The organism is Methanosarcina sp. 2.H.T.1A.6 (assembly GCF_000979455.1).
Lineage (GTDB): Archaea > Halobacteriota > Methanosarcinia > Methanosarcinales > Methanosarcinaceae > Methanosarcina.
Map to the genome: position 1 here is coordinate 1 of NZ_JJOY01000015.1, position 21,026 is coordinate 21,026.

The 21,026-nt window shown below is 44.9% G+C and carries 18 protein-coding genes and 2 pseudogenes; 13 read left to right on the forward strand and 7 right to left on the reverse strand.

The window, feature by feature from the left end:
- The 6 genes and pseudogenes from mtbB to EO98_RS18825 form a co-directional block, all read left to right on the forward strand.
- Positions 1-634: pseudogene (gene mtbB, locus EO98_RS18220) on the forward strand ([dimethylamine--corrinoid protein] Co-methyltransferase); the annotation flags it as partial.
- A gap of 506 nt (positions 635-1,140) precedes the next feature.
- Positions 1,141-2,628, forward strand: a pseudogene (gene mttB / locus EO98_RS04175) ([trimethylamine--corrinoid protein] Co-methyltransferase).
- 2 nt (positions 2,629-2,630) lie between these two features.
- On the forward strand, positions 2,631-3,284 hold the full coding sequence (locus tag EO98_RS04185; RefSeq protein ID WP_048132529.1) for a B12-binding domain-containing protein: 654 nt from the start codon (positions 2,631-2,633) through the stop codon (positions 3,282-3,284).
- A 100-nt stretch (positions 3,285-3,384) separates the two neighbouring features.
- Complete coding sequence (locus tag EO98_RS04190; RefSeq protein WP_048142839.1) at positions 3,385-4,431, forward strand: DMT family transporter; 1,047 nt, start codon at positions 3,385-3,387, stop codon at positions 4,429-4,431.
- Between the two features lie 2 nt (positions 4,432-4,433).
- A complete protein-coding gene (locus EO98_RS04195) occupies positions 4,434-4,730 on the forward strand; it encodes a hypothetical protein (protein ID WP_048142841.1) in 297 nt (98 codons plus the stop codon).
- A 19-nt stretch (positions 4,731-4,749) separates the two neighbouring features.
- Positions 4,750-4,899 carry a hypothetical protein gene (locus tag EO98_RS18825; protein WP_200894995.1) on the forward strand — a complete coding sequence of 50 codons (150 nt, stop codon included), beginning with the start codon at positions 4,750-4,752 and terminating at the stop codon, positions 4,897-4,899.
- 246 nt (positions 4,900-5,145) lie between these two features.
- Here EO98_RS18825 and EO98_RS04200 read toward each other — a convergent pair whose 3' ends face one another.
- On the reverse strand, positions 5,146-5,829 hold the full coding sequence (locus tag EO98_RS04200) for a DUF5591 domain-containing protein (RefSeq protein WP_048142842.1): 684 nt from the start codon (positions 5,827-5,829) through the stop codon (positions 5,146-5,148).
- 873 nt (positions 5,830-6,702) lie between these two features.
- On the opposite strand from EO98_RS04200, the gene EO98_RS04205 reads away from it, so the two are divergent.
- The gene (locus EO98_RS04205) at positions 6,703-7,104 is read left to right on the forward strand and encodes a helix-turn-helix domain-containing protein (RefSeq protein ID WP_048132544.1); all 402 of its coding nucleotides are present in this window, start codon (positions 6,703-6,705) and stop codon (positions 7,102-7,104) included.
- Between the two features lie 209 nt (positions 7,105-7,313).
- On the opposite strand, the gene EO98_RS04210 is transcribed toward EO98_RS04205, so the two are convergent.
- The 3 genes from EO98_RS04210 to EO98_RS04220 all read right to left on the reverse strand — a co-directional run bounded on the left by EO98_RS04210 (position 7,314) and on the right by EO98_RS04220 (position 9,528).
- A complete protein-coding gene (locus EO98_RS04210; RefSeq protein WP_048142844.1) occupies positions 7,314-8,495 on the reverse strand; it encodes an aminotransferase class I/II-fold pyridoxal phosphate-dependent enzyme in 1,182 nt (393 codons plus the stop codon).
- Positions 8,496-8,578: 83 nt separating this feature from the next.
- A complete protein-coding gene (locus EO98_RS04215) occupies positions 8,579-9,070 on the reverse strand; it encodes an Lrp/AsnC family transcriptional regulator (RefSeq protein WP_048142845.1) in 492 nt (163 codons plus the stop codon).
- A gap of 80 nt (positions 9,071-9,150) precedes the next feature.
- The gene (locus tag EO98_RS04220) at positions 9,151-9,528 is read right to left on the reverse strand and encodes a 30S ribosomal protein S8e (RefSeq protein WP_048132537.1); all 378 of its coding nucleotides are present in this window, start codon (positions 9,526-9,528) and stop codon (positions 9,151-9,153) included.
- A gap of 568 nt (positions 9,529-10,096) precedes the next feature.
- Between EO98_RS04220 and EO98_RS04225 the strand changes: the two genes are divergently transcribed.
- The 4 genes from EO98_RS04225 (at position 10,097) to EO98_RS04240 (ending at position 13,571) form a co-directional block, all read left to right on the forward strand.
- The gene (locus EO98_RS04225; protein ID WP_048142847.1) at positions 10,097-10,423 is read left to right on the forward strand and encodes a DUF6951 family protein; all 327 of its coding nucleotides are present in this window, start codon (positions 10,097-10,099) and stop codon (positions 10,421-10,423) included.
- A gap of 537 nt (positions 10,424-10,960) precedes the next feature.
- Positions 10,961-11,650, forward strand: coding sequence for a DUF169 domain-containing protein (locus tag EO98_RS04230; protein WP_048142849.1), 690 nt, complete (start codon positions 10,961-10,963; stop codon positions 11,648-11,650).
- A 634-nt stretch (positions 11,651-12,284) separates the two neighbouring features.
- A complete protein-coding gene (locus EO98_RS04235; RefSeq protein WP_048142851.1) occupies positions 12,285-12,791 on the forward strand; it encodes an NOB1 family endonuclease in 507 nt (168 codons plus the stop codon).
- A gap of 165 nt (positions 12,792-12,956) precedes the next feature.
- A complete protein-coding gene (locus EO98_RS04240) occupies positions 12,957-13,571 on the forward strand; it encodes an orotate phosphoribosyltransferase-like protein (protein WP_048132105.1) in 615 nt (204 codons plus the stop codon).
- 265 nt (positions 13,572-13,836) lie between these two features.
- Here the strand turns inward: EO98_RS04240 and EO98_RS04245 are convergent, their stop codons facing one another.
- Entirely contained in the window at positions 13,837-15,969 is a 2,133-nt protein-coding gene (locus EO98_RS04245; RefSeq protein WP_048142853.1) for a DHH family phosphoesterase, read from the reverse strand.
- A gap of 533 nt (positions 15,970-16,502) precedes the next feature.
- Here EO98_RS04245 and EO98_RS04250 point away from each other — a divergent pair.
- Together EO98_RS04250 and EO98_RS04255 are read left to right on the forward strand one after the other, a co-directional pair.
- Positions 16,503-17,282, forward strand: coding sequence for a slipin family protein (locus EO98_RS04250; RefSeq protein WP_048132108.1), 780 nt, complete (start codon positions 16,503-16,505; stop codon positions 17,280-17,282).
- Between the two features lie 50 nt (positions 17,283-17,332).
- On the forward strand, positions 17,333-18,637 hold the full coding sequence (locus EO98_RS04255; RefSeq protein WP_048142855.1) for a nodulation protein NfeD: 1,305 nt from the start codon (positions 17,333-17,335) through the stop codon (positions 18,635-18,637).
- 173 nt (positions 18,638-18,810) lie between these two features.
- On the opposite strand, the gene EO98_RS04260 is transcribed toward EO98_RS04255, so the two are convergent.
- A complete protein-coding gene (locus tag EO98_RS04260; RefSeq protein ID WP_048142880.1) occupies positions 18,811-20,145 on the reverse strand; it encodes an AIR synthase-related protein in 1,335 nt (444 codons plus the stop codon).
- 191 nt (positions 20,146-20,336) lie between these two features.
- Positions 20,337-20,945: an imidazole glycerol phosphate synthase subunit HisH gene (gene hisH / locus EO98_RS04265; protein WP_048132109.1), complete on the reverse strand. Its 609-nt coding sequence runs from the start codon at positions 20,943-20,945 to the stop codon at positions 20,337-20,339.
- Positions 20,946-21,026: the final 81 nt, after the last annotated feature.

Here is a 21,026-nt window from a genome sequence, read left to right on the forward strand (position 1 = left end):
CGACGGTACAACCCTCGCAGGCCTCTGGCCACACCAGCAGGCACCCCTGATCGCAAAGGCAGGCGCAAACGTCTTCGGTCCAGTGTGCAACACCAACACTAGCCAGACCTCTGCCTGGAACCTTGCAAGGGCTGTCACCTTCATGAAGGCAGCTGTTGCAGTCTCCACTATCCCCTGCCACGTTGACATGGGTATGGGTGTCGGCGGAATTCCTATGCTTGAGACTCCTCCGGTAGATGCCGTTACAAGGGCAAGCAAGGCAATGGTCGAAATTGCTGGCGTCGACGGCATATAGGTAGGGGTCGGCGACCCGCTGGGGATGCCGATTTCCCACATAATGGCTTCCGGGATGACCGGGATGAGAGCAGCCGGGGACCTTGTAGCAAGGATGGAATTCTCAAAGAACATGAGGATAAAAGACGCAAAAGAGTACGTGGCAAAGAAGCTTAAAGTTGGCACAATGGACCTCTCAGACGAACATATCATGAGGGAACTGCGTGAAGAGCTTGATATTGGCGTTATCACCTCCGTACCAGGAGCTGCAAAGGGCATTGCTGCAAAGATGAACATTGAAAAGCTGCTCGGTGTCAAGATCAACTCCTGCGATCTCTTTAGAAAACAGACCGGAAGGTAAACGCGAAAGATGAGCTCTATCGAAAAATCAAATTAAAAGTTTTCAGGAACTTATATATAGACGGATTTATAAAATAAAATCGACAGAGTAGTATAAATTAATCCGGAAATAATTGAAGCCAAGGGGGGCTTAATCCGGAAAGGGTACAGGACTTTGCCAAAATGTGGCGCGGTTTTTTCCCTGCAGTCACACAGGGACGAAACGGCGGTCTTTTCGAAAAGTTACGGGAAAGCGGATAGTGGAGACTATAGACAGGGTTTTCAAAGAAGGGAGCGGGAGGACACCGAGTTTTCCTTTTTTTAGAGGCCTGTAGCCGTAAGCTAACAGGTTTTCTCAAACAGGGATTTTAAAGAAGGTTTTCAACCCTTCCCCTGTAAAATAAAATTTATTCTCTCTTCACAGTCCGTTGAAGTCCTACCCATGGGAAAAACGTGGATTTTCCCCTATTGCAGATGAAAGGCAAATGGAAGTAAAGTGAACAAATTCGAAAATAAAGGAGAAAGAAAATGGCACAATGTAATGCATTTGCAGGATTTGATTACCTTGAGGGCGTGAGACTGAGCCTTTTCACCAATGATGAGTTAAAGGCTATCCACTACGCTACAATGGAAGTCCTGATGAACCCAGGAATCCAGGTTTCGGATGCCGAGGCAAGGAAGATCTTCAAGGAAAACGGCTGTGAAGTTGACGAAAAGACTCAGATCGTAAAGATCCCCGAATATCTTGTAAGAAGAGCCCTTCAGCTCGCTCCCTCGAGGTTTGTGCTCTGGGGACGCGACAAGAAGTACAATACCGTACAGGAGTCAGGGGGTAAGGTGCACTGGACCTGTTTCGGGACAGGGGTCAAGATGTGCAGGTACAAGGACGGAAAGTACGTCACAGTGGATTCGGTAGAGCAGGACATTGCAGACATTGCAAAGCTCTGTGACTGGGCCGAAAACATTGACTACTACTCCCTCCCGGTGTCTGCCAGGGACTGGGCCGGAAAAGGCGCCCAGGACGTCCATGAGACCTTCACCCCGCTTACGAACACTGCAAAGCACTTCCACCACATCGACCCTGTCGGAGAAAACGTCGAATACTACTGGGACATTGCAAAAGCCTACTACGGCGGCAACGAAGAAGAAGCAAGGAAAAAACCGATCTTCTCCATGCTGCTCTGTCCGACCAGCCCGCTTGAGCTCAGTGTCAACGCCTGCCAGGTCATCATCAAGGGTGCCCGCCTCGGTATCCCCGTAAACGTCCTGAGTATGGCGATGTCCGGTGGTTCTGCTCCTGTTTACCTTGCAGGAACCCTCGTGACACACAACGCAGAAGTCCTCTCCGGTATAACCCTCGCCCAGCTCACAGTGCCCGGAACCAAAGTCTGGTACGGAAGTTCCACCACCACCTTCGACCTGAAGAAGGGTACTGCGCCCGTCGGATCTCCCGAACTCGGCCTGATCAGCGCATCTGTCGCAAAGCTCGCCCAGTTCTATGGCCTCCCCGCATTCGTGGCAGGCACCTAGTCTGATGCAAAGATCCCGGACGACCAGGCTGGACACGAGAAGACCATGACCTGCCTCCTTCCCGCCCTCGCAGGGGCTAACACCCTCTACGGCGCCGGGATGCTTGAGCTAGGAATGACCTTCTCCATGGAACAACTGGTCATCGACAACGACATCATCAAAATGACAAAGAAAGCGATGCAGGGAATTCCAGTTTCTACCGAAACCCTTGCAGTCGAATCCATTCAGAAGGTAGGAATCGGAAACAACTTCCTGGCCCTTAAGCAGACGAGGATGCTTGTAGACTACCCCTCCGACCCCATGCTCATCGACAGGCGCATGTTCGGAGATTGGGCAGCAGCCGGTTCCAAGGACCTTGCGTCCGCAGCAAACGAAAAGGTGATGGATGTCCTCAAGCACCACGAAGTAAAACCAATCGATGCAGACATCCTCAAGGCCATGAAAGCAGTTGTCGACAAGGCTGACAGAGCCTTCAGGGAGGGATAAAAATGGCAAGCAAAGAAGAGATTATAGCAAAAGCAAAAGCTTCTATCACCGAGTTTGATGAAGATATGGCAGCTGAAGCAGCAAATGAATCCCTTGCCGCCGGGGTCGACCCGGTAGAAATCATCGAACACGGCTATACCGCAGGCATGCTGTACGTAGGCGAACAGTTCGAGCAGGGGACTCTTTTCCTGCCCCATGTGCTTGCAGCCGCAGAAGCAATGAAAGCAGGAGTCGACGTTCTGACACCCGAGATGGAGAAGCGGAAATCCCAGACTACAAAGCTCGGGACCGTAGTCATCGGGACCATCGAAGGGGACATCCACTCCATCGGAAAGGACATCGTTGCCTCCATGCTCAACATTGCAGGTTTTGAAGTGGTAGACCTCGGAAGAGACGTGCCCATCAAGACCTTCGTTGAAAAGGCAAAGGAACTCAAGCCTGACATTGTTGCAAGTTCCGCCCTTATGACCACCACCATGGTCAACCAGATCCAGATTGAGGAGCAGCTCAAAGAAGCAGGCGTCCGTGATAAGGTCAAGACCATGGTCGGAGGAGCTCCGGTTACCCAGGACTGGGCTGACAAGATTGGGGCAAACATCTACGGAGAAAGTGCAACAGATGCCGTTACCAAGGTAAAGGCAGCCCTGAAGCGCTGATAATCAGAAGAGCAGGCAGTTCCGGGAGTCCCAGGAAGGCTATACAGGCCGGGCCCCCGGTACACCTGCCCAATAACTCTTACAAAAGGGGGGAGTTGGTATGGATCTGAAAGCTTTGAAAGCGCAGGAAAGCAAACGAAAAATCAGTAAAGGGTACATGTGGGCCCTTTTTTGTGCTGTGTTCTGGGGTATCTGGTACCTGCCGGGAACTGTTGTGTGGGTACTGAACCCTTTTGATGAAATGTATGGGGTCATTGCCGGTACCAGTGGAGATGCAGTGTCCCTGGTTGTAACAGCGGCTCTGATTACCGCATTTAATGCGCTTACAGTTATGCTGGCCCTCATGCTCTGGAATGGGGTGCTTGGAAAATTCGGAGAACTGGGCCGGACACTTAAGGAATTTCACCCTTGTTCCAAATGGTTCTTCCTGGCCTCAATCTTCGGGGGGCCCATAGCAATTCTTGGTTCCTTTATGGCCATGGGCTTTATTGGCGGAGCATTCGCAGCCGTTGCTGCCCTTCTCTATCCTGTGATCGGCTCGGTGCTTGCTTATTACTGGTATGGGGAAAAGATCAGTAAGAGAGCAGCAACCGGAATTGTAATCATTATTCTTGGTGGAATCACAATCTTTGGCGGCGGGGTTATAACCGAGCTTGCTGCAGGAAGCGTCCCCTGGATTGGATACCTGGGAGGGTTGATGGCTGCTGCAGGCTGGGGAATAGAAGGTGCAATTGCAGGCAAAGGGCTTGATATTTCCGAGCCTGATGTGGGGCTTACCCTTCGGTTCCTTGGAGAAAACATCATCTGGTGGATCATTATCGTGCCGATCCTGGCAATCGTTGGCTACCCGATGTATTCCTTTGCGCTCCAGGCATTTGAACCTCTGACGCTGTTGGTCCTGATTTTTGCTGGAATCACCTTCGGGTTCTGTTACGTCTGCTGGTACAAGTCTTTCCCGCTGATAGGTGTCGGAAGAGGCCAGGGGATAGGAAACCTCTACGGACTGTGTGCTATTATCTTCATATTCCTCTTCTTTGGAGATGTCCCACAGTGGACCATCATTGTCGGAGGTACCCTCTGTGTTATTGGTAGCTTCGTCATGTTTACGGAAGAAACAAGCGCACTTGAAACCCTGAGAGGTGAGTGAAAGTGGGCAAGAACCGGCCTATAAAGTTCAGGATCCTGGAGCTATTCCTTGATGGAGAAGCACACTGGAACTACGAAATAGTTTCAAAAATCCAGGAAGAGTACGGCATGAAGGGTAATTTCCACAGGGACAGCATCAATTTCGACATTCTTGAACTGGCGTCCGGTGGGATGTTGAAAGATGTGGAACAGAAGGTCGATGAGGAGGGAATTTACAAAAAAGATTTCCTGCTTCACAAATACATGATCACCGACTTCGGAAAAGTCCGGGGCTCGGATGCCTGTCTCAGGTATGTCTAAAAAGGTACGGGGGAAAAAGATGGTACAAACGGCAGCTGCTATGGAAGCTTACAATGCTTACTGGGTAAACTCCATTATCCCGGGAGCAGACACCATGTGGATGGTCCTGATCCTCATCCTGGCGGTCATTGCCCTCTGGCAGGCAAGGACATTCGTATCGAAGTTCTAAGCTTTCAGTGAATAAAAAGCAGAGAAGACACCCCTCTGTCTTTCAAGCATAAAAACACCTGGAAGACCTGACGAAAAAGGCTTGAGTTCCTTTCGGAGTGGAGCTTATACCCCATTAAGGACTAAAAAGAGATATGGCCTGCAGGCATACTTACTGCAGGACAGCTTTAACAATAAGGCGGGAAGTCCCCTTCCTTGGAGCGAAGCGACATGTGGGGGAGTTCACAGGACTTACCAGGGGGATAGTTCACAGGACGTACCAATCTGTGTCGTCAACCGACAGGTCTTCCCGGAGACCAACCTCCCTCGCGGGGAGTTTTAAGGCCGTCGTTATCGCGTCGGAAAAATCCTGCAGGTACTCTTTAGATGAGAGGCTGTTGTAAATGAAGGATTTATCGGGCTGGATCATCCTCTGAATTGTGGATTCCCTCGGGACAATATCCACTTTTATGTCAACCATTTCCAGGGCTTTTTCCATTGCAGTCCGAAAATCTCCGATACAGTACGCTATCCTGTGCTTGTAGTTTGCCCTCGTCTTTTCAAGATAAGCGGCAATCCTTTCACTTTCTATTTTTATGAAGTCTCTCTTGATCTTTGTCACATTGCATTTGCCCATCATGAAAGTGTAGTTCATAAAAGGGTATTGAGTATCAAGTTCCCTTGGAGCAATCCCGCAGGTTCCGAAGGTTACTATGTGTACATCCTCGGGCTTTGCAATCCCAAAAATTATCCTGTCGAATTTTTTATGGGATGGGCTTTCGTGGTAAGGCTTTCTCTTGGCGCAGGGAACAAAAATACATAATTCCCTGAAAGGAGCTTCATACTCAGTGAGAACCCAGTCATTGGCTTTTATCATGTCAGGATGGTAAATTATTCTCTCAGTATCAAGAGGTTCTTCGGAACGTTCATCTTCAGGGATAATGGGCTTCATAAGACCTCAGAGCTTATTGAGTCAGGAAATTATATATATAATTAACTAACCAGAATCACTCCGGATTTATTATCCCTAATTTATTATTCCGGATTTATTATTCCAGATCTGTTATTCCGGATCTATTATTCCGGATCTATTATTTGGCATGAAAGTACTGTGATTTGAAAAGTACTGTGATTTGTTTGTGCCTATTATTCGAAGAATTTCATGTACGTTTTTATGAAAACAGTCTGAAAAACTCTAATGGAATATTTAGCAAATATTACCGGATAACTATAATAAAATTTAAGTGATATAAATAAGTTTATAAATATATTCACCAATATTGGTAGCTAAATAACACATAATGATACTTAACACGATTGGGGATTATGCTTTTAAAAGGTAAATTTGGAGGTCGGCACAAGTTTTTCTATTTTATAAGAAGAAGCGTAAAACCCCCAGGTCTTTAGTCTGGAAGATCTAAGCGTCACCTTCTTCAATATTCGTTTCGTTATCCTTTGACTTGATATACATCGAAACCAATATACTATTAAGCAATGGTTACGAGAATCAAGTGGCCAATGCAATATATGTTAACCTTCAGGCTCATCAGGTCCTGGAAAATACACCGTCTCTAGCTTGAAACCCTGTAAAGCCGACTCAGGCGGCAGAGCGGGACATGGTAGGGCAGGGACTGCCCGAATTAACGCCTTTGGATACTCCGGAAGGTAGTCTATGAATTATGAAGCCCCCAGTCTTTAGCCCAGGGGTAGTTCACGAGCATCCTCAATCTACCTTATATAATTGAATGTGCTTGCCGGTATCCTCAAAGAGCTCAATATAACTTTTAAAAAACAATATGGCAAACTGCCCTCAAATAGTGATTTTATGGTTAATTCTATTCATGAGATGATCAGAGCAAGCTTCAGATGCGAGGACATGGTACAATGTGTACTCGGTCTGAAGTCCCTTGACATCGACACATATAAGGCTCTGCTTACGCATGGTCCTCTTACAGCAGAAAAATTAGGAGAGATACTCAGCAGGGAAAGAAGCACTGCATACCGTTCCCTGCAGAACCTTATAGCTTGTGGAATTGTTTACAGGGAAACACGATCCATCGATAGTGGGGGATACTACTACGAATATGTAGCCATCGAGCCCCAGGAAATGAAACAGATGGTAAAGAAAAACGTTGACGAATGGTACAACCAGATGAATGAACTGATTGACAAAATGGATGATAAAGTACGCGCTCTTATCATGCGGTTGGACGATGAAGAAAGCTGAATCTAAAAAAGAGATCAAAGTAAAAAATTAAAGTAAAAATATTGAAGCAAGGAAATTTAAAAGTAAAAAAATATAGATGTAAAAGCATCACAAAAATTAAAGTATCACAAAAATTAAAGTATCACAAAAATTAAAGTATCACAAAAATTAAAGTATCACAAAAATAAAATGAGAATGTAAAAGTAGACCGAATAAAGCTTCGGCCGAATTCATTGTTTTAATCCGTCTACGAAATCTCCCATTCTCTCAATTGCTTTTCTAAGGTCATCCAGAGATGCTGCATAAGCGCACCGCAGGAATCCTTCACCTGCTTCCCCAAACACATCTCCGGGAATTGTAACAACCCTCTTTTCATTCAGGAGACGTTCTGCAAAATCAGAAGAGGAAAGGCCTGTATCTCCGATATAGGGGAATGCATAAAAAGCGCCTTTCGGGTTGAAGCACTCAAGCCCTATGCTGTTAAAGCCTTTTACGATAAAGTGCCTGCGCCGGTCATATTCCCGGACCATCCGCTCCATTTCCCCTTTTCCATTGCGAAGGGCTTCGATTGCTCCTACCTGAGCAGTTATGGGGGCACATAGCATGGAGTACTGGTGGATCATCATCATTGAATGGATTATATCCGGAGCTCCCATTGCAAAGCCGAGTCTGAGCCCTGTCATTGCATAAGCCTTGGAAAACCCGTTCAGCATGACAGTCCGATCCTTCATACCTTCAAGAGACGAGAACGGAACATGGGTGCCTTCATAAGTCAGGCATTCATAAACCTCGTCTGAGATTACAAATAAATCGTTTTCAACAACAAGATCAGCGATATCCTCCATTCCTTCCTGTTCCATAATTGCGCCTGTAGGATTGTTGGGGAAGTTGAGGACGATTGCCTTGGTTTTACTGGTGATTGCAGGTTTCAGGGCTTCTGCAGTAAGGCTGAAATCATCGTCCCTGTGAGTAGAAACAATGACAGGTTTGCCCCCTGCCAGAATCACTGAAGGGACGTATGCCACATAGGAGGGCTGAACCACAATTACCTCATCTCCGGGATTGACCACGGCCCTGATTGCTATATCAAGAGCTTCGCTTACTCCTGTGGTAATCAGGATTTCGGACGCCGGATCATAGTCCAGGCCATAGCGCCTGTAATAGGTTCTTGTAAGTTCGTCTCTGAGTTCCGGAAGTCCGGAGTTTGAGGTATATGAAGTCTGCCCTTTTTCGAGAGAGTGGATGCACATCTCACGAATGTGCCAGGGAGTGATGAAATCAGGCTCTCCTACACCAAGGGAAATTATATCCTCAAGTCCGGAAACCAGGTCAAAAAAACGGCGTATTCCTGATGGAGGGATACTTTTTACAGCTTCCGCAACGAATTTTGAAGGATCGCATGGAGGTCTCAAGCAAACACCCCTTTAAAAAAATTTATGAGTTTGGTAGAATATAAAATGGGATAAGGTGGATCAGGTCTTAAGCGATATCCTCTTTATATCGATACGGGGAGCCTCTTTATTAACTCTGGTTCGTGGAGGATTACCCCGTCTTCTTTATAGGTCTTCAGCACGAAATGAGTAGACGTGCTCTGGACCTGGTCAAGGGTGGCGATTTTTTCTGCCACAAAAAAAGCCACATCCTTCATTGACTTCCCCCGGACGGTAAGGGAGATGTCATAGTCCCCGGACAGAAGCCTGACAGACCTTACTTCCGGAAACTTATAGATCCTTTCTGCAATTGCCTGATAGCCCTGGTTACGCTCGAGAGTAACTTTCAACTCAATTACGGCGTAAACGTAGTTTTCCCCAACCAGGTCCCAATCAACTATGGTCTTGTAGTGCCGGATAACTCCTGTTTCTTCAAGCTTTGCGATCGTCTGGGAAATTTCCTGTGCAGACATTCCTGTCAGGGCTGCGATTTCTTCCGAACTTGCTCGGGCATCATTTTCAAGAATTTCCAATATATGTCGAATCATTTCGTCCATGTTGACCACCGGCACAAAGTTTAGGGAAATTGGCACAGAACCCCAGGTATGGGGTCAGGGCTCTCTTTCAATTATTCAATTTATTCAATTAATACAGCGTTTACAACTCCATCCTGTCCGGGTCTGCTTGTAACTCTAGCAGTGCCCATAGGAGTCCTTATAACGGATCCTTTTGTCAGAATGTTACGCCTGACATAGTGCTTGTTTGCAGTGTTTTCAATTACAGTCTCAATGGGTGCAGTAACTGTCTTTCCGTCTTTAGGATTGGTCACGTTTGCAACGTTTGACTGGAGAAGCCTTACTTTCCTGTTGCCGCCCATAGTGTGAATGTTCTTTCTTTTTACATCGCTGATACGGGTATCTGCAGATTCGCGGCCCATTTCAAACTTGCGCTTTCCGCGGGCGGCATTAACCTTTCCACCGGTAACTTTTCTTCTGGAGCTGCCTTGCCATCTCATTATTAAAACCTCGTTATTGTATTGAAATTTAAGTCAAGATTTGTACTTAACGTTATTTTTAGTATTACTTAAGCTGGTTTTTAATGGAACCTTAAGTGATCCATATCGTAAATATCCTGTAATCCTGATCTAGTGATCCTTTTTCAGGGCATAAGCATACCTATCAGTAGCTTAATTGCTCTGCTAATATATTAATGTATTAACAGGAATGCTATAATTAGCATATTTGCTATGGACTTAGCAATACGAATAGAATCGTATAAGAACTTTGCGATCATGTCGCCTGAAAAACCTTAACTTCCGGGCAGCACCTGCATACGGGTAACTGTGGCTGAAAACGTGGTATTCGAAGACCATAAAGTTACCGGTCTAAAAAGAGGCACAAAAATTGGCCACAGAAACATATATATGCTGAATTAAATACAAAAGAAAGAGTAGAAGAGATTCAGGTACAGGCCAGAAGGAAAATCTCATATCTCATATGAAGGAAAATCTCATATCTCATATAATAGTGCATTGAAAACCCTTCCGACTCCGGACGACTATGCAGATTACAGGAGAATAAACAATGGTTACTGAAATTTCACTCAATACCATATGCGGACATACAACAAAAGTTATTGCTACAAAAGAAGGCAAAACCACCCATGTGCATATCAAAACCACCTGCGAAAAACTCCGGAAATGGGGCACACAGTTCGATATGAGCATGAAAGACCTTATGGGCGGTTCTGAGACCTTGCTTGCCCAGAAAATGGCTGAAGCTCCTCTTACTCCCACATGCCTTGTCCCGGCAGCAGTAATGAATGCCTGCTGGCTCGAAAACGGCCTTATGTCTAAAAACCTTGCCCGGGAAATGGGAAAAATGGAGCTAATTTTTGACAAACTCGAATGATTAGTTCTTAATTAGTAACTATTCAGCCTACAAAAATCAGTTGATTGATATCGATTTTGATGAAACCGATATATCTGATTATTCACCATGAGAATTGAAAAAACGTAATCAATAGCCAACAATCAAATAAAATCAATTTTCATAAATTTGCCTATTGAATCTTAATAACGATGGCTATTGATGTTGTTTTTCCCAGGCTGATTAGTTCTTAATTATACTCATTCAGATTTAAAAGTTAGAATTTTTGCCTCAAAAAACAAGGTGATAACTCAATATAATTATGAAAACCAAATCCTGATGATTATAAATCTTTATTTTCTGTCTGAGGCGGGAAGTTGAAATTAACAAAACTCCCCAAAATATTAAGAGTACTGCGAGAAAACGCCTCTCTAAATCAAAACTTAAGAATACTTATATTGAATATGGTTGTGTATAATTTAATCACAACTTATCAACCATGTGCATATAAAATATAGATTTAATTTTTTTGTCTCTTCAACTTAAAATTAATATAGATTCATACCCGGAGTGATAAACATGGATTTAAAGGAAATCAACAATTATGGACAGGAAATGCTTGAATGCCTTAAACTCAAGACTTCTCCAGTTGCAGTGAAACTGGTTCCAAAGGGAGAAAAAATTCCGGAGGGAATCGAAAAAGTAAATGAGGCTATGAGACACTGCCAGCTCGTTGACAGAGTGAGAAGGACCGGAGAGGAATTTTATACTCTGGGAGAGGACCAGGCTTGCAAAGGTGGAGCAGGTGCCATGGGTCTTGGAGCACTGCCTCCTAAAGTAGCAAGTGGAGAATTCTATTATAAGGGCTTAAAACAGTTCAGTACCCAGGAGGCTGCAAAGCGTACTATTGATATGGTACCGACCCTTGCCCCTAACTCTACAGAAGCTGTCCTGTACGCCCCCCTGGAAAAAACCACATTCATGCCGGATGTTGTACTTGTCATTTGCAATCCAAAGCAAATAATGTTACTAACTCAAGCTTATATGTACAAAAACGGAGGCAGACTTGAAACCAGTTTCGCAGGGAAACAAAGCCTTTGTTCCGATGGTGTGGTGCAGACATACAAAGAAGGCAAAATTGAAGTTACAGTAGGCTGCAGCGGCAGCAGAGCTTACACCGAAATCACAGACGAAGAAATGACAATGGGTATCCCAATTGAACTTCTGCCAGATGTCATTGCCGGCCTCAAGATTATCTGCCCTAAATAAAACAAAAACCTGCATATTTACTTCAGATGTAAATTCCTCCATGCTCTCAAGCCCTTAATTGATAGTGGGGTGAGCCATTTATCAGATATGACATAACAGACACAATCTGTTTGTTATATCATATTTGAAAACCGTTCTTCTACTTCTGTTTCTGTTTCTACTTCTGCTTTCAGTAACTGATCCCATCACGAATTTTTCTCTGTTAACCGAACCAACCTTTTTAATCTCAAACGTAAATTTTGCACCTGATCATTCAAGGTTCTGCCATCACGAAAATACATGTAAAATCTGTCACAAAACGCTCACTTTGTACTATAAAATCAATTAAAAACCATAGTTAGTCCGCTTGAGCGAGCGAAGCTCACTACTAAAACCCATAGATTAGCCCTCTTGAGCACAGCGAAAAGGGCAGCGTACTGCAGAGCCGTAACTCTGCTGAAACGGACCTCGTGCTGTTGCACTTACAGTGCAACTCCCAGAAAATCTCCGATTTCCTGTGATCCCGAAGCGAAACTCGGGAGACAATGGATTATATACTAAAAGAGAAAACAAACATGAAATTCTTCAGATTACAGGCAAAAAGAAATAAAAGTACTTTTCAAATCACAGTACTTTCATGCCAAAGAGATATAAAATGACCTCTTACATAGCAGATTCAGCAGTATTTATAATGGGAAACTGCAGCGTGGACAGTTCGCTGCTTATCACCGTCCCTTCGGTTGCGGACGAGTTAAAAAGCAAGGAGTCAGTGCTCCGTTTTGATCTTGCAAAAGAGGGAGGGCTAAGAGTCGAATGGCCAGAACCGGAAATGGTAAAAGAAGTTAGGAAAAAAGCTGAACAGACCCGGGACTCGGAAGAGCTTTCAAAAACTGACCTGGAAATTCTTGCAAAAGCCCTTGAACACAGGGATAGGGCAATACTGCTCACAGATGATTATGCAGTTCAGAATGTTGCCGTGCAGCTTGGGATTCAGGTTAAACCAATAGCCCAGAAAAAGATAAGGGACATCATTATCTGGCAAAAGCAGTGTACGGGTTGTAAAAAAACCTTCGAGAAAGGGGACGAATGCCCGATTTGCGGTTCACCCATGAAGAAAAAGAGAAAAACAAGACTTTCAGGAAAAAGATCTCAGGAAAGCTGAAGAAAAAGATATAACGCTTGATAGTGTAATAATGTCTTTAACTGAGAAAAAATATACTTGAATTATAATTTTTCAGGCAGTAATTCCAGGCAGCATCGTAAGAATAGCTGCAAAAATCGGCCGGAAATACCGCCAGACAAAAAAATATCAGGTGGGAATGGAGGCATGAAGAACATAGAAGATCTGATTCAGAAAGCTGTAGAACTGCAGAACAATGGACTTGTAACCGGCCAGATTGCCGATGAACTTAACGTTTCAAGAGAAACAGTTACATGGCTTTTAACCCGCTCAAAAAAAGAAGGAGCAGTCCCCGCTCCAAAAGACATATCTGTAAACTGGAGCAGCATAGGAAAGAGCGCTACACGGCTTCACCACATCTCACTTGCACTCTGCGACATGGTGCTTGAGACTCTCGAAAAGACAAACGCTGAAGTGGATGTGGTAGTTGGTGTTGCAGCCAGCGGTATCCCCCTGGCAAGCATGATGGCAAACGAACTGGGAGTAGACTTTGCCCTTTATCATTCCCGTAAAGGACAGGATGTTGTCCAGCCCGGCCAGAAAGGGACAATCAGCAGGAACTTCGGAAGCGTTGTAGGCAAGAACTGTGTGATCGTGGATGATGTTATCACGACAGGCTCAACAACCATGGAAGTAATTGAGCAACTGCGGGAAATGGACGCAAAACCCAGAGTAGTGGTGGTTCTTGTGGACAAAAAAGGTGCAGATACAATCGCCAATGTTCCTATCCAGTCCCTGGTAAGGATAGTTCGTGTTGACTAAAAATAACGATAAAAACAGAAATAAATCGTTTACATTAAAGTCATTTACAATATGGGAAGCCTTTCATAATGAAAGGTTTTTCCAAAAAATTACACTTTTTTAACTTATAGAATTGGTCGGACAGATTATTTCTGACCATTCTAAACACTGACCATTTAATTATTTTATTACTCTTTAACAGTTGCTGTGCTCAGTCCTCTCATTTTCTTTATACAATTCAAATCCGGATAGGGAGATAAGTAAAAAGAGGCTTATGAAAGCCTGTTTAATACTCAACTTCCGTAGATGCAATCTTTTCTGCAAGCTTTGAGAGCACTTCAGTTCTCATCCCTTCTACGAACTTGATACTGCCTACAACAAGATGCCCACCGCCGCTGACTCCGGCACCTTTCACCTCTTCCCTGAGCTCCCTCACAATCCGGGGGATGTTCATGAGCAGACCTTTTGAGCGGATGACCGCAAAATCCGGACCGTATCCCAGGGTGACCACAGGCTTCCCCGGGTTCCTTTTGGTGAGTACATCATGCACTTCTCCGGAAGTCTTGCCTGGTGGCGGGAATGTAAACTTCTGGGCATAGTTTTCTACATCTATCACATTCATGATAGTGCCATTCGACAGTTTCTGGGACTTGACGTTAAAGAGACAGATCTCAAGCTGTTCTTTTATCATGGTGTTTGCCTGCTCGCAAAGCAGGGATACCAGATTTTTATGGATTTTGTGGTCGCCCAGATCCAGGATATCGTCAATAATGCCTTTTCCACTGCTGAATTTAAGCCAGAACTGTTCGTAATCCAATGCCAGAGCCATTTCTTTTAATTCTTCAAGAGTATAGCGGTCCGAGACAAGAGAGATATATCTTCCCGCTTCCGGGGCCTCAGAACGGTCTCCGACTGCCGAAACCGCAGGAAGGTGCTTTATAGCATCACTGATACTGGGATTGATCATACGGGCGATTTCAGCACAGAGCATTCCTGCAGTAACCCCGAAGTCTCCTCCTACATGAGCAGGGTTTGCGTGCCCTATAAGATACTGATCAACGATGTCATCCGGGTGGTGGTGGTCAACGACAAGCATATCGATGCCATAGACCTGGGCCTGCCGCATAGAGGGCACGTCCTCTTCTGTTGAACCGTTGTCTACCAGGATCACAAGAGGCATTTTCTGCCCGTGCCTGGCACAATCTTCAAGCGCAAAGGAAATATCCCTTGTAACGTCGGCAAGCTCATAAAAAGGAGCCTTTGAAGGAGCACGTTTGTAGAAATAGTATTCCGCATCCGCCCCACCGATTTCCGTAATAAGGGGAAGAATTGCCCTCTCAATGGCAATTGCGGAAGTAATTCCGTCGGCGTCGGCATGGTGTCTGAGGATAATGGGTGTTGAATGTAATATTGCCTTTTTGATCTCTTTGGCGACATGAAGCATTTTGGGCTTGAGTTTTTCCATAATGTCGCTTTCGACCAGGAAAGGAATATCAGCAGGTGTTGCTTTTTCCTCAATTACCCTCTCGACCCTGGACTTGACAGCAGCTTCCTTTTCGCCGGTCAGCAGTTTCATGCTCATGACTTCGATCTGGACCTGCTCATCCCTCGGGGTCACTTCTCCGGTAATCGATACAATCATTCCTGCATCGATGTGAGGGTAAGACCGCTTCCCTGCACTCTCAAAAGCCGCACAGGGAATAAAGCCCCCTTCATCACCTATGGTGAAAATAGTAGGTCCGCTGGTCTGTTTTACCTGGATAACTTCTCCTTCGATCCGGACGAGCCTGCCTTTCATGCTGGTGTCTATTTCGGCTGAACTCTTAAGTGGGAGCTCTTTTTCAAGCTCAATGGTTTCGTACTTTGTAAGAGTTTGCGGAATAAGATCCAGCTTTCCTCCGGCTTTAATACTTTTTACCAGGACGATCACAGCACTCCTAACTTCCGGCTGGACCCCAACATTGCTGGAATGCATAAGCCCTCTTACGTGAGGGTTCAGGTCTACAAAGACTCCAAAAGAGGCGATACTGCTCACTATGCCGTGATAAAGTTTTCCTGCTTCAACATCCTTGAGGTCACAGGATTCGTCCAGAGCGTAAACATGCTGGGAACGTGAACAGGAACTGCATATCTCTTCATCCGCATCCTGTAATTCATTAATTCTTACTCCACAAACTTTGCAGGTATAGATCTTTCCAAGTCCCTCGCAGGCTTCACAGGATCTGGTAACTTCGATTATCCCCTTTCCTTTGCATTTCTCACATACTGCACCATTTTTCAATAAACTGTCAATTTCGGTTTCCGAAATTTTCATGAAATCAACTGATTTTGACTTGCCTTTTCCCTTACACAGAGGGCAGACATCAGTTGAAATTACCTCATAGCCACGCCCGTGGCAGTCTGGACATTCCTTACTCATAAATATCAACACCAGTGGTTCTTCCGAACCTGTTTTTTATTGATCTATTCGTTTTTTGGAGTTCAAACTCTTGCTTTGAACTCTATACGTTTATTATGTTCTTTGTCGGTCTTTCAGTCTACTGGTAACTGTAGGACCTTCACCCGGCCCGGAAAATCAGTGCATACCTAACTTGTTATTTTCCTGCATATCCCCTGTTTTTCAGTTAAATATCTTCTGTATGCAAGATATAAGTATTTGTCAGCATGCTATTTTGCACAGCGGCTACAAATATCCCGAATCTTCAGGCTTTTGAGGTGGTTTCTGTCACTTTCAGATTTGTTATCTTAAAGACGGGAAAACCGCGGTCCATGAAAAATCCAGAGTGAGGACTTATATAGATTCACAGATCTTTTAAATAGGCGACAGAATACAAAACTTTTAAATAAAGATTGTTTACTTACATGAACTATTCAGTACAATTTCCAGAATAAAGAACACTTATTTATTATTAAGCCCAATTTTAAGATTAATTGATAGGAGGGCGTAAAATTATGGTTGTTAGTGAATTAATGCTTCCTGTATTAATAGTTGTAATATTAATACTCTCACAATCTATAAAAATGGTTAATGAATACGAACGTGTAGTCATATTCAGGCTTGGTCGCCTGAGTGGTGTAAAGGGGCCAGGTATTTTCCTTATTATCCCTTTTATTGATAAAGCACTGAAAATAGACTTGAGAGTTGTTGCAATCGATGTCCCTAAACAGGCAATCATCACCAAAGATAATGTCACAGTTGAAGTGGATGCTGTTGTCTACTATAAGGTAGTAGAGCCTGGAGCTGCAATTACACAGGTTGAGAACTATATGTTTGCAACTTCAACCCTTTCCCAGACTACACTTAGAGACGTGCTGGGTCAGATGGAACTTGATGAGCTGCTTTCGGAAAGAGAAAATATTAATAAGCAGATTCAGGAACTTCTGGATGCCTATACTGACCCCTGGGGAATCAAGGTTACAGGAGTAACTATCCGGGATGTAGCCCTGCCCGAAAGCATGAAGAGAGCAATTGCTAAACAGGCGGAGGCTGAAAGGGAAAAGCGGGCCAGGATCATCCTTGCGGAAGGGGAATTCCAGGCCGCCCAGAAAATGAAGGAAGCTGCCACTCTCTATCAGGGACTCCCGGTAGCCATCAAACTCAGGGAACTCCAGACCCTTGCCGAGATTGCCAAGGAAAAGAATCTGATAGTTGTTACACAGCAGTCCCAGACTGTTGAAACCGCGAATATCGCAGCTCTCTCACAGGCCATTGCCGGAAAGAAAGCGGAATAAAGACGAGAATAGTCAGAAGGAACGTAAGACGTGAGAAAGGATCGATAAACATGCATATGGAAAGGGCTTCCCATTTCCTTTCTTTTTTATTCCTGTGCTTCATCCTCATAGCCGCCTTTACGCCTCCTGCAGGTGCAGGGCCAGAGGAGAAGGTGCTTGTACTTGAAATTGCTGAAGCCATCACCCCGGCTTCTGACAATTTGATCGCTGACGCAATCTCAAAAGCTGAAAATGAAAACTTCGAGGCTCTCGTAATCAGCCTGGACACTCCCGGGGGAGGGCTGGAAGAGACTCAGATTATTATAAAGGGCATTGAAAATGCGAGCGTGCCTGTGATCGGGTACGTGCCCGAGAGCGGAAAAGCCTGGTCAGCCGGTACCCTCATCCTTATGGGGACCGATATTGCTGCAATGGCCCCGTTTACGGTTCTTGGGTCGGCGCAGCCCGTGCAGATGTCTGCCGAGGGAACAAAACCCATAGAAGATGAAAAGATCATAAATGCCCTCGTCAAGTTTTCAGTTACAACTGCAAGCAAACACGGAAGAAACGAAACCTTTGCCGAAGAAGTCATAACTAAAAACAAAAACCTTGATGCTGAAGAAGCTCTGGAAGCCGGAGTAATAGAATACGTAGCCCCTTCCATTCCTGACCTTCTGGTCCAGATCGACGGGCAGCGTGTAAAAGAAAGAACCCTGAAAACCGAAAGTGCGAGGACAGAGGAATATGAACCTCCCCTACAACTCGCCTTCCTGAGGCTTATCTCAAACCCGGTCCTTTCTTCTCTTCTCCTGACAATAGGGCTTTACGGGATCATCTTCGGGATTTCAAACCCCGGAGCCGGAGCAGAAATTTTCGGGATTATTGCAATCGTGCTCGGGCTGATAGGCACAGGATTTGATATTAATATAGCAGCATTTTTCCTTATCATTGTAGGAGTAGGCCTTCTTATCCTTGAAATTCAGTCCCCCGGATTTGGGGTTTTCGGGCTTGCCGGACTGATTTGCCTGGTAATAGGAAGCATCTTCCTTGTACCGATGGGGGGGGAAAATATTTACACTCCGGAATTCAGGAGACTGCTGATTTTCACAGTTGTTACTCCCACAATCATTTTCGGGCTTTTCCTTGTCTTTGCAATATATAAAGTAGCCGAAACGAGGAAGAAAAAACCCGTTATCGGAGCTATTATCGGCGATATTGCCCGGACAATAGATCCGATAGGGCCGAAAAGCCCGGGTTTTGTCCGCTATAAAGGAGAGTACTGGAAAGCTAGGTCCGAAGAAGAAATAGGAGCTGAAGAAGAAGTTGAAATTATAGGAAAAGAGATGGAAGTGCTTCTGGTAAAAAGAAAAATTTAATACTTCCTTTCTTTTCTGCTTTTCCTTTTTTGGTTTTCGGACACTATTAAAATTTAACCGTTTATTTTCCCGAATTTACTTTCCCGAATTTATTTTTCCGGGTTTCTTTTTCCTGGTTTAATTTTCCTGGTTTCTTTTTTCGAGTTTCTTTTTTCGGGTTTAATTTTTCGGGTTTAATTTTTATTTTTGTCCCTTATTTTTTCAAGAACCCTCTGTTTTTTATTGATTGCTTCTTCGGCTGCCCTGTCAATTGCATTTCTCATCTCCTCGAAATCTCGCGGATTCTCTTCTCCGTGAACCTTTTTGACAGGAGTATAGGCAGATTCTCTGAACCTGGGTGCAAAGTCCCGGGTCTCTCCATTGACGATAATTTCAGCCCCGTTTCCTTCTTCCACATGACCTATGATATCAATCTCGACACCGGCCGCCCGGACGGTTTCAAGAATCTCATCGGCATATTCCGGGGGGGCAATAACCAGCAGGGCATCAAGAGATACACCGAGATAATCGATTTTAAGGAGCTCAAGCATGGAAAGCACCTTTTGATTAACAAGGGCTCTCATTTTTTCTTCTTCAAAGACCAGTTTTACTTCTGCAGTCTTTGAGATTTCCCGTGCGTCCCCGCGTATTCCTCCATTGGTAACGTCGGTCATTGAATGGACTTTCCTGTAAACCTCGGACTTCAGGAGAGCTTCGCAGGCTTCAAGAAAACGGACGTTAATGGTCTCTTCCACAACGTCATGCATTCCGTAATAAAGTGCAGTTGTAGAAATCGTACCTCCGCCTGCACCCTCTGTCATAAGGATAAGGTCTCCTGCCTTTGTCCTGTTGCGTGAGGTAAGGGAAGACGTAACACCAACAGCACCGACACCTCCGGTCATTCGGTCGCCTATGACCATATCCCCGCCTATCCGGAGAGTGCTTCCGGTAACAAGGGGAATTCCAGTAAGCTCTGAAACTGTAGTGATTCCTGCAATGTGGTCGAATATTTTTGCCACATCTCCATCGTCTGCGATATGGATGTCCGAAAGCATGGCAAGAGGGCGGGACCCCATTGAATAAACGTCACGCAGAGCTGCCCTTGCTACATGAAAACCCGAAAGGAATGGGAAATCACTCAGGCGGGAATGTATGCCGTCAATCGTAACCACCAGGTATTCATCCCCCATTCTTACAACTCCTGAGTCATCAAGCTGGGAGCTGTCAACTACTGCACCTGTCTTGCCTATGACCTCCCCTAGCTTGGAATGAACATAAAAGTCCCCTGTGCCCCTCGAACCTACTCCGAACTCTCCCATGGAAACTCCTGAGAGGGTGGAGCTTAATACCTCTCCTTCCGTGTGAAGAGTTGCTTTTGCTTCACAAATAACTGCATCTGCAATCTCATGAGCCCTTTCGGGGTTTATGTTCTTGATTTCAAGAATTCTTGAAGCAAGCTGTGCCTCAAGACCGTTTTCATTTGAAGGGTCCTTCCTGAGAGCCCGTTTTGCATAGCCTTCTATATCCATGGTAACCATCCTCTCGCAGATATCTGTCACTGCTTTGAAAGGTGCAGGGCAGATTATTTTTGAATTCAAGCATTAATCTTTGGATTGAGTTATACTATAAAATACCCCGGAATTAAAACTTAACCGCCGAAAAAAACGAGAAATAAAGGTTTAGCTGAAAAACCGAAGTGCACTTATAAGATACATGTATTTCAACACATTTCAACGAAGTTTTTCAGAATCTTAAGCCCTGTGGCTCCACTTTTCTCAGGGTGGAACTGGGTACCCATAACATTGCCTTTTGAGTTTACGACAGAAGCTGAGAACTCCTGCCCATATTCACATGATGCGAGGGTATTTTCCGCAGCTGTGTCCACATAATAAGAGTGTACAAAGTATACGAAAGAACCGTCAGGAATGCCTTTAAACAGAGGGTGATCCTGTTTGATCCTGATATTGTTCCAGCCCATGTGGGGCACTTTCAGTTCAGACTTTGGAAAGCGAAGCACTCTACCCTGAATGAGGTTAAGCCCGTCGGTCAGCTTGCCTTCTTCAGAAGAGCTCATAAGAATCTGCTGTCCAAGACAGATCCCAAGCATTGGTTTCCCAGAATCTGCAAATTCCGCGATAATCCCTTTGAGAGGAACCAGGCACTTCATTGCATCTACGAAAGCGCCAACACCAGGGAGAATAATGCCATCTGCTGCCATGATCTCCTCGGGGTTCCCGGAGATTGCGGGACTTGCCCCGACGTGTTCAAGCCCTTTTTGAACACTTCTGAGATTTCCAAGCCCGTAATCGATAATCACGATTCTTTTCATAGTTCTAACAAAACAAAGTTAAAATAGATTAAGCTTACGAGCAAAGAATTTGAAAACAGTGAAAAAAATATTAGAACAGAG

Coding starts and splice junctions, on each gene's coding strand:
- EO98_RS04250 (WP_048132108.1), top strand. CDS start 16,503: ATGGTTGTTAGTGAATTAATGCTTCCTGTATTAATAGTTGTAATATTA.
- hisH (WP_048132109.1), bottom strand. CDS start 20,945: ATGAAAAGAATCGTGATTATCGATTACGGGCTTGGAAATCTCAGAAGT.
- EO98_RS04260 (WP_048142880.1), bottom strand. CDS start 20,145: ATGGATATAGAAGGCTATGCAAAACGGGCTCTCAGGAAGGACCCTTCA.
- EO98_RS04190 (WP_048142839.1), top strand. CDS start 3,385: ATGGATCTGAAAGCTTTGAAAGCGCAGGAAAGCAAACGAAAAATCAGT.
- EO98_RS04245 (WP_048142853.1), bottom strand. CDS start 15,969: ATGAGTAAGGAATGTCCAGACTGCCACGGGCGTGGCTATGAGGTAATT.
- EO98_RS04240 (WP_048132105.1), top strand. CDS start 12,957: ATGAAGAACATAGAAGATCTGATTCAGAAAGCTGTAGAACTGCAGAAC.
- EO98_RS04255 (WP_048142855.1), top strand. CDS start 17,333: ATGCATATGGAAAGGGCTTCCCATTTCCTTTCTTTTTTATTCCTGTGC.
- EO98_RS18825 (WP_200894995.1), top strand. CDS start 4,750: ATGGTACAAACGGCAGCTGCTATGGAAGCTTACAATGCTTACTGGGTA.
- EO98_RS04185 (WP_048132529.1), top strand. CDS start 2,631: ATGGCAAGCAAAGAAGAGATTATAGCAAAAGCAAAAGCTTCTATCACC.
- EO98_RS04235 (WP_048142851.1), top strand. CDS start 12,285: ATGACCTCTTACATAGCAGATTCAGCAGTATTTATAATGGGAAACTGC.
- EO98_RS04205 (WP_048132544.1), top strand. CDS start 6,703: ATGGTTAATTCTATTCATGAGATGATCAGAGCAAGCTTCAGATGCGAG.
- EO98_RS04220 (WP_048132537.1), bottom strand. CDS start 9,528: ATGAGATGGCAAGGCAGCTCCAGAAGAAAAGTTACCGGTGGAAAGGTT.
- EO98_RS04225 (WP_048142847.1), top strand. CDS start 10,097: ATGGTTACTGAAATTTCACTCAATACCATATGCGGACATACAACAAAA.
- EO98_RS04200 (WP_048142842.1), bottom strand. CDS start 5,829: ATGAAGCCCATTATCCCTGAAGATGAACGTTCCGAAGAACCTCTTGAT.
- EO98_RS04215 (WP_048142845.1), bottom strand. CDS start 9,070: ATGGACGAAATGATTCGACATATATTGGAAATTCTTGAAAATGATGCC.
- EO98_RS04230 (WP_048142849.1), top strand. CDS start 10,961: ATGGATTTAAAGGAAATCAACAATTATGGACAGGAAATGCTTGAATGC.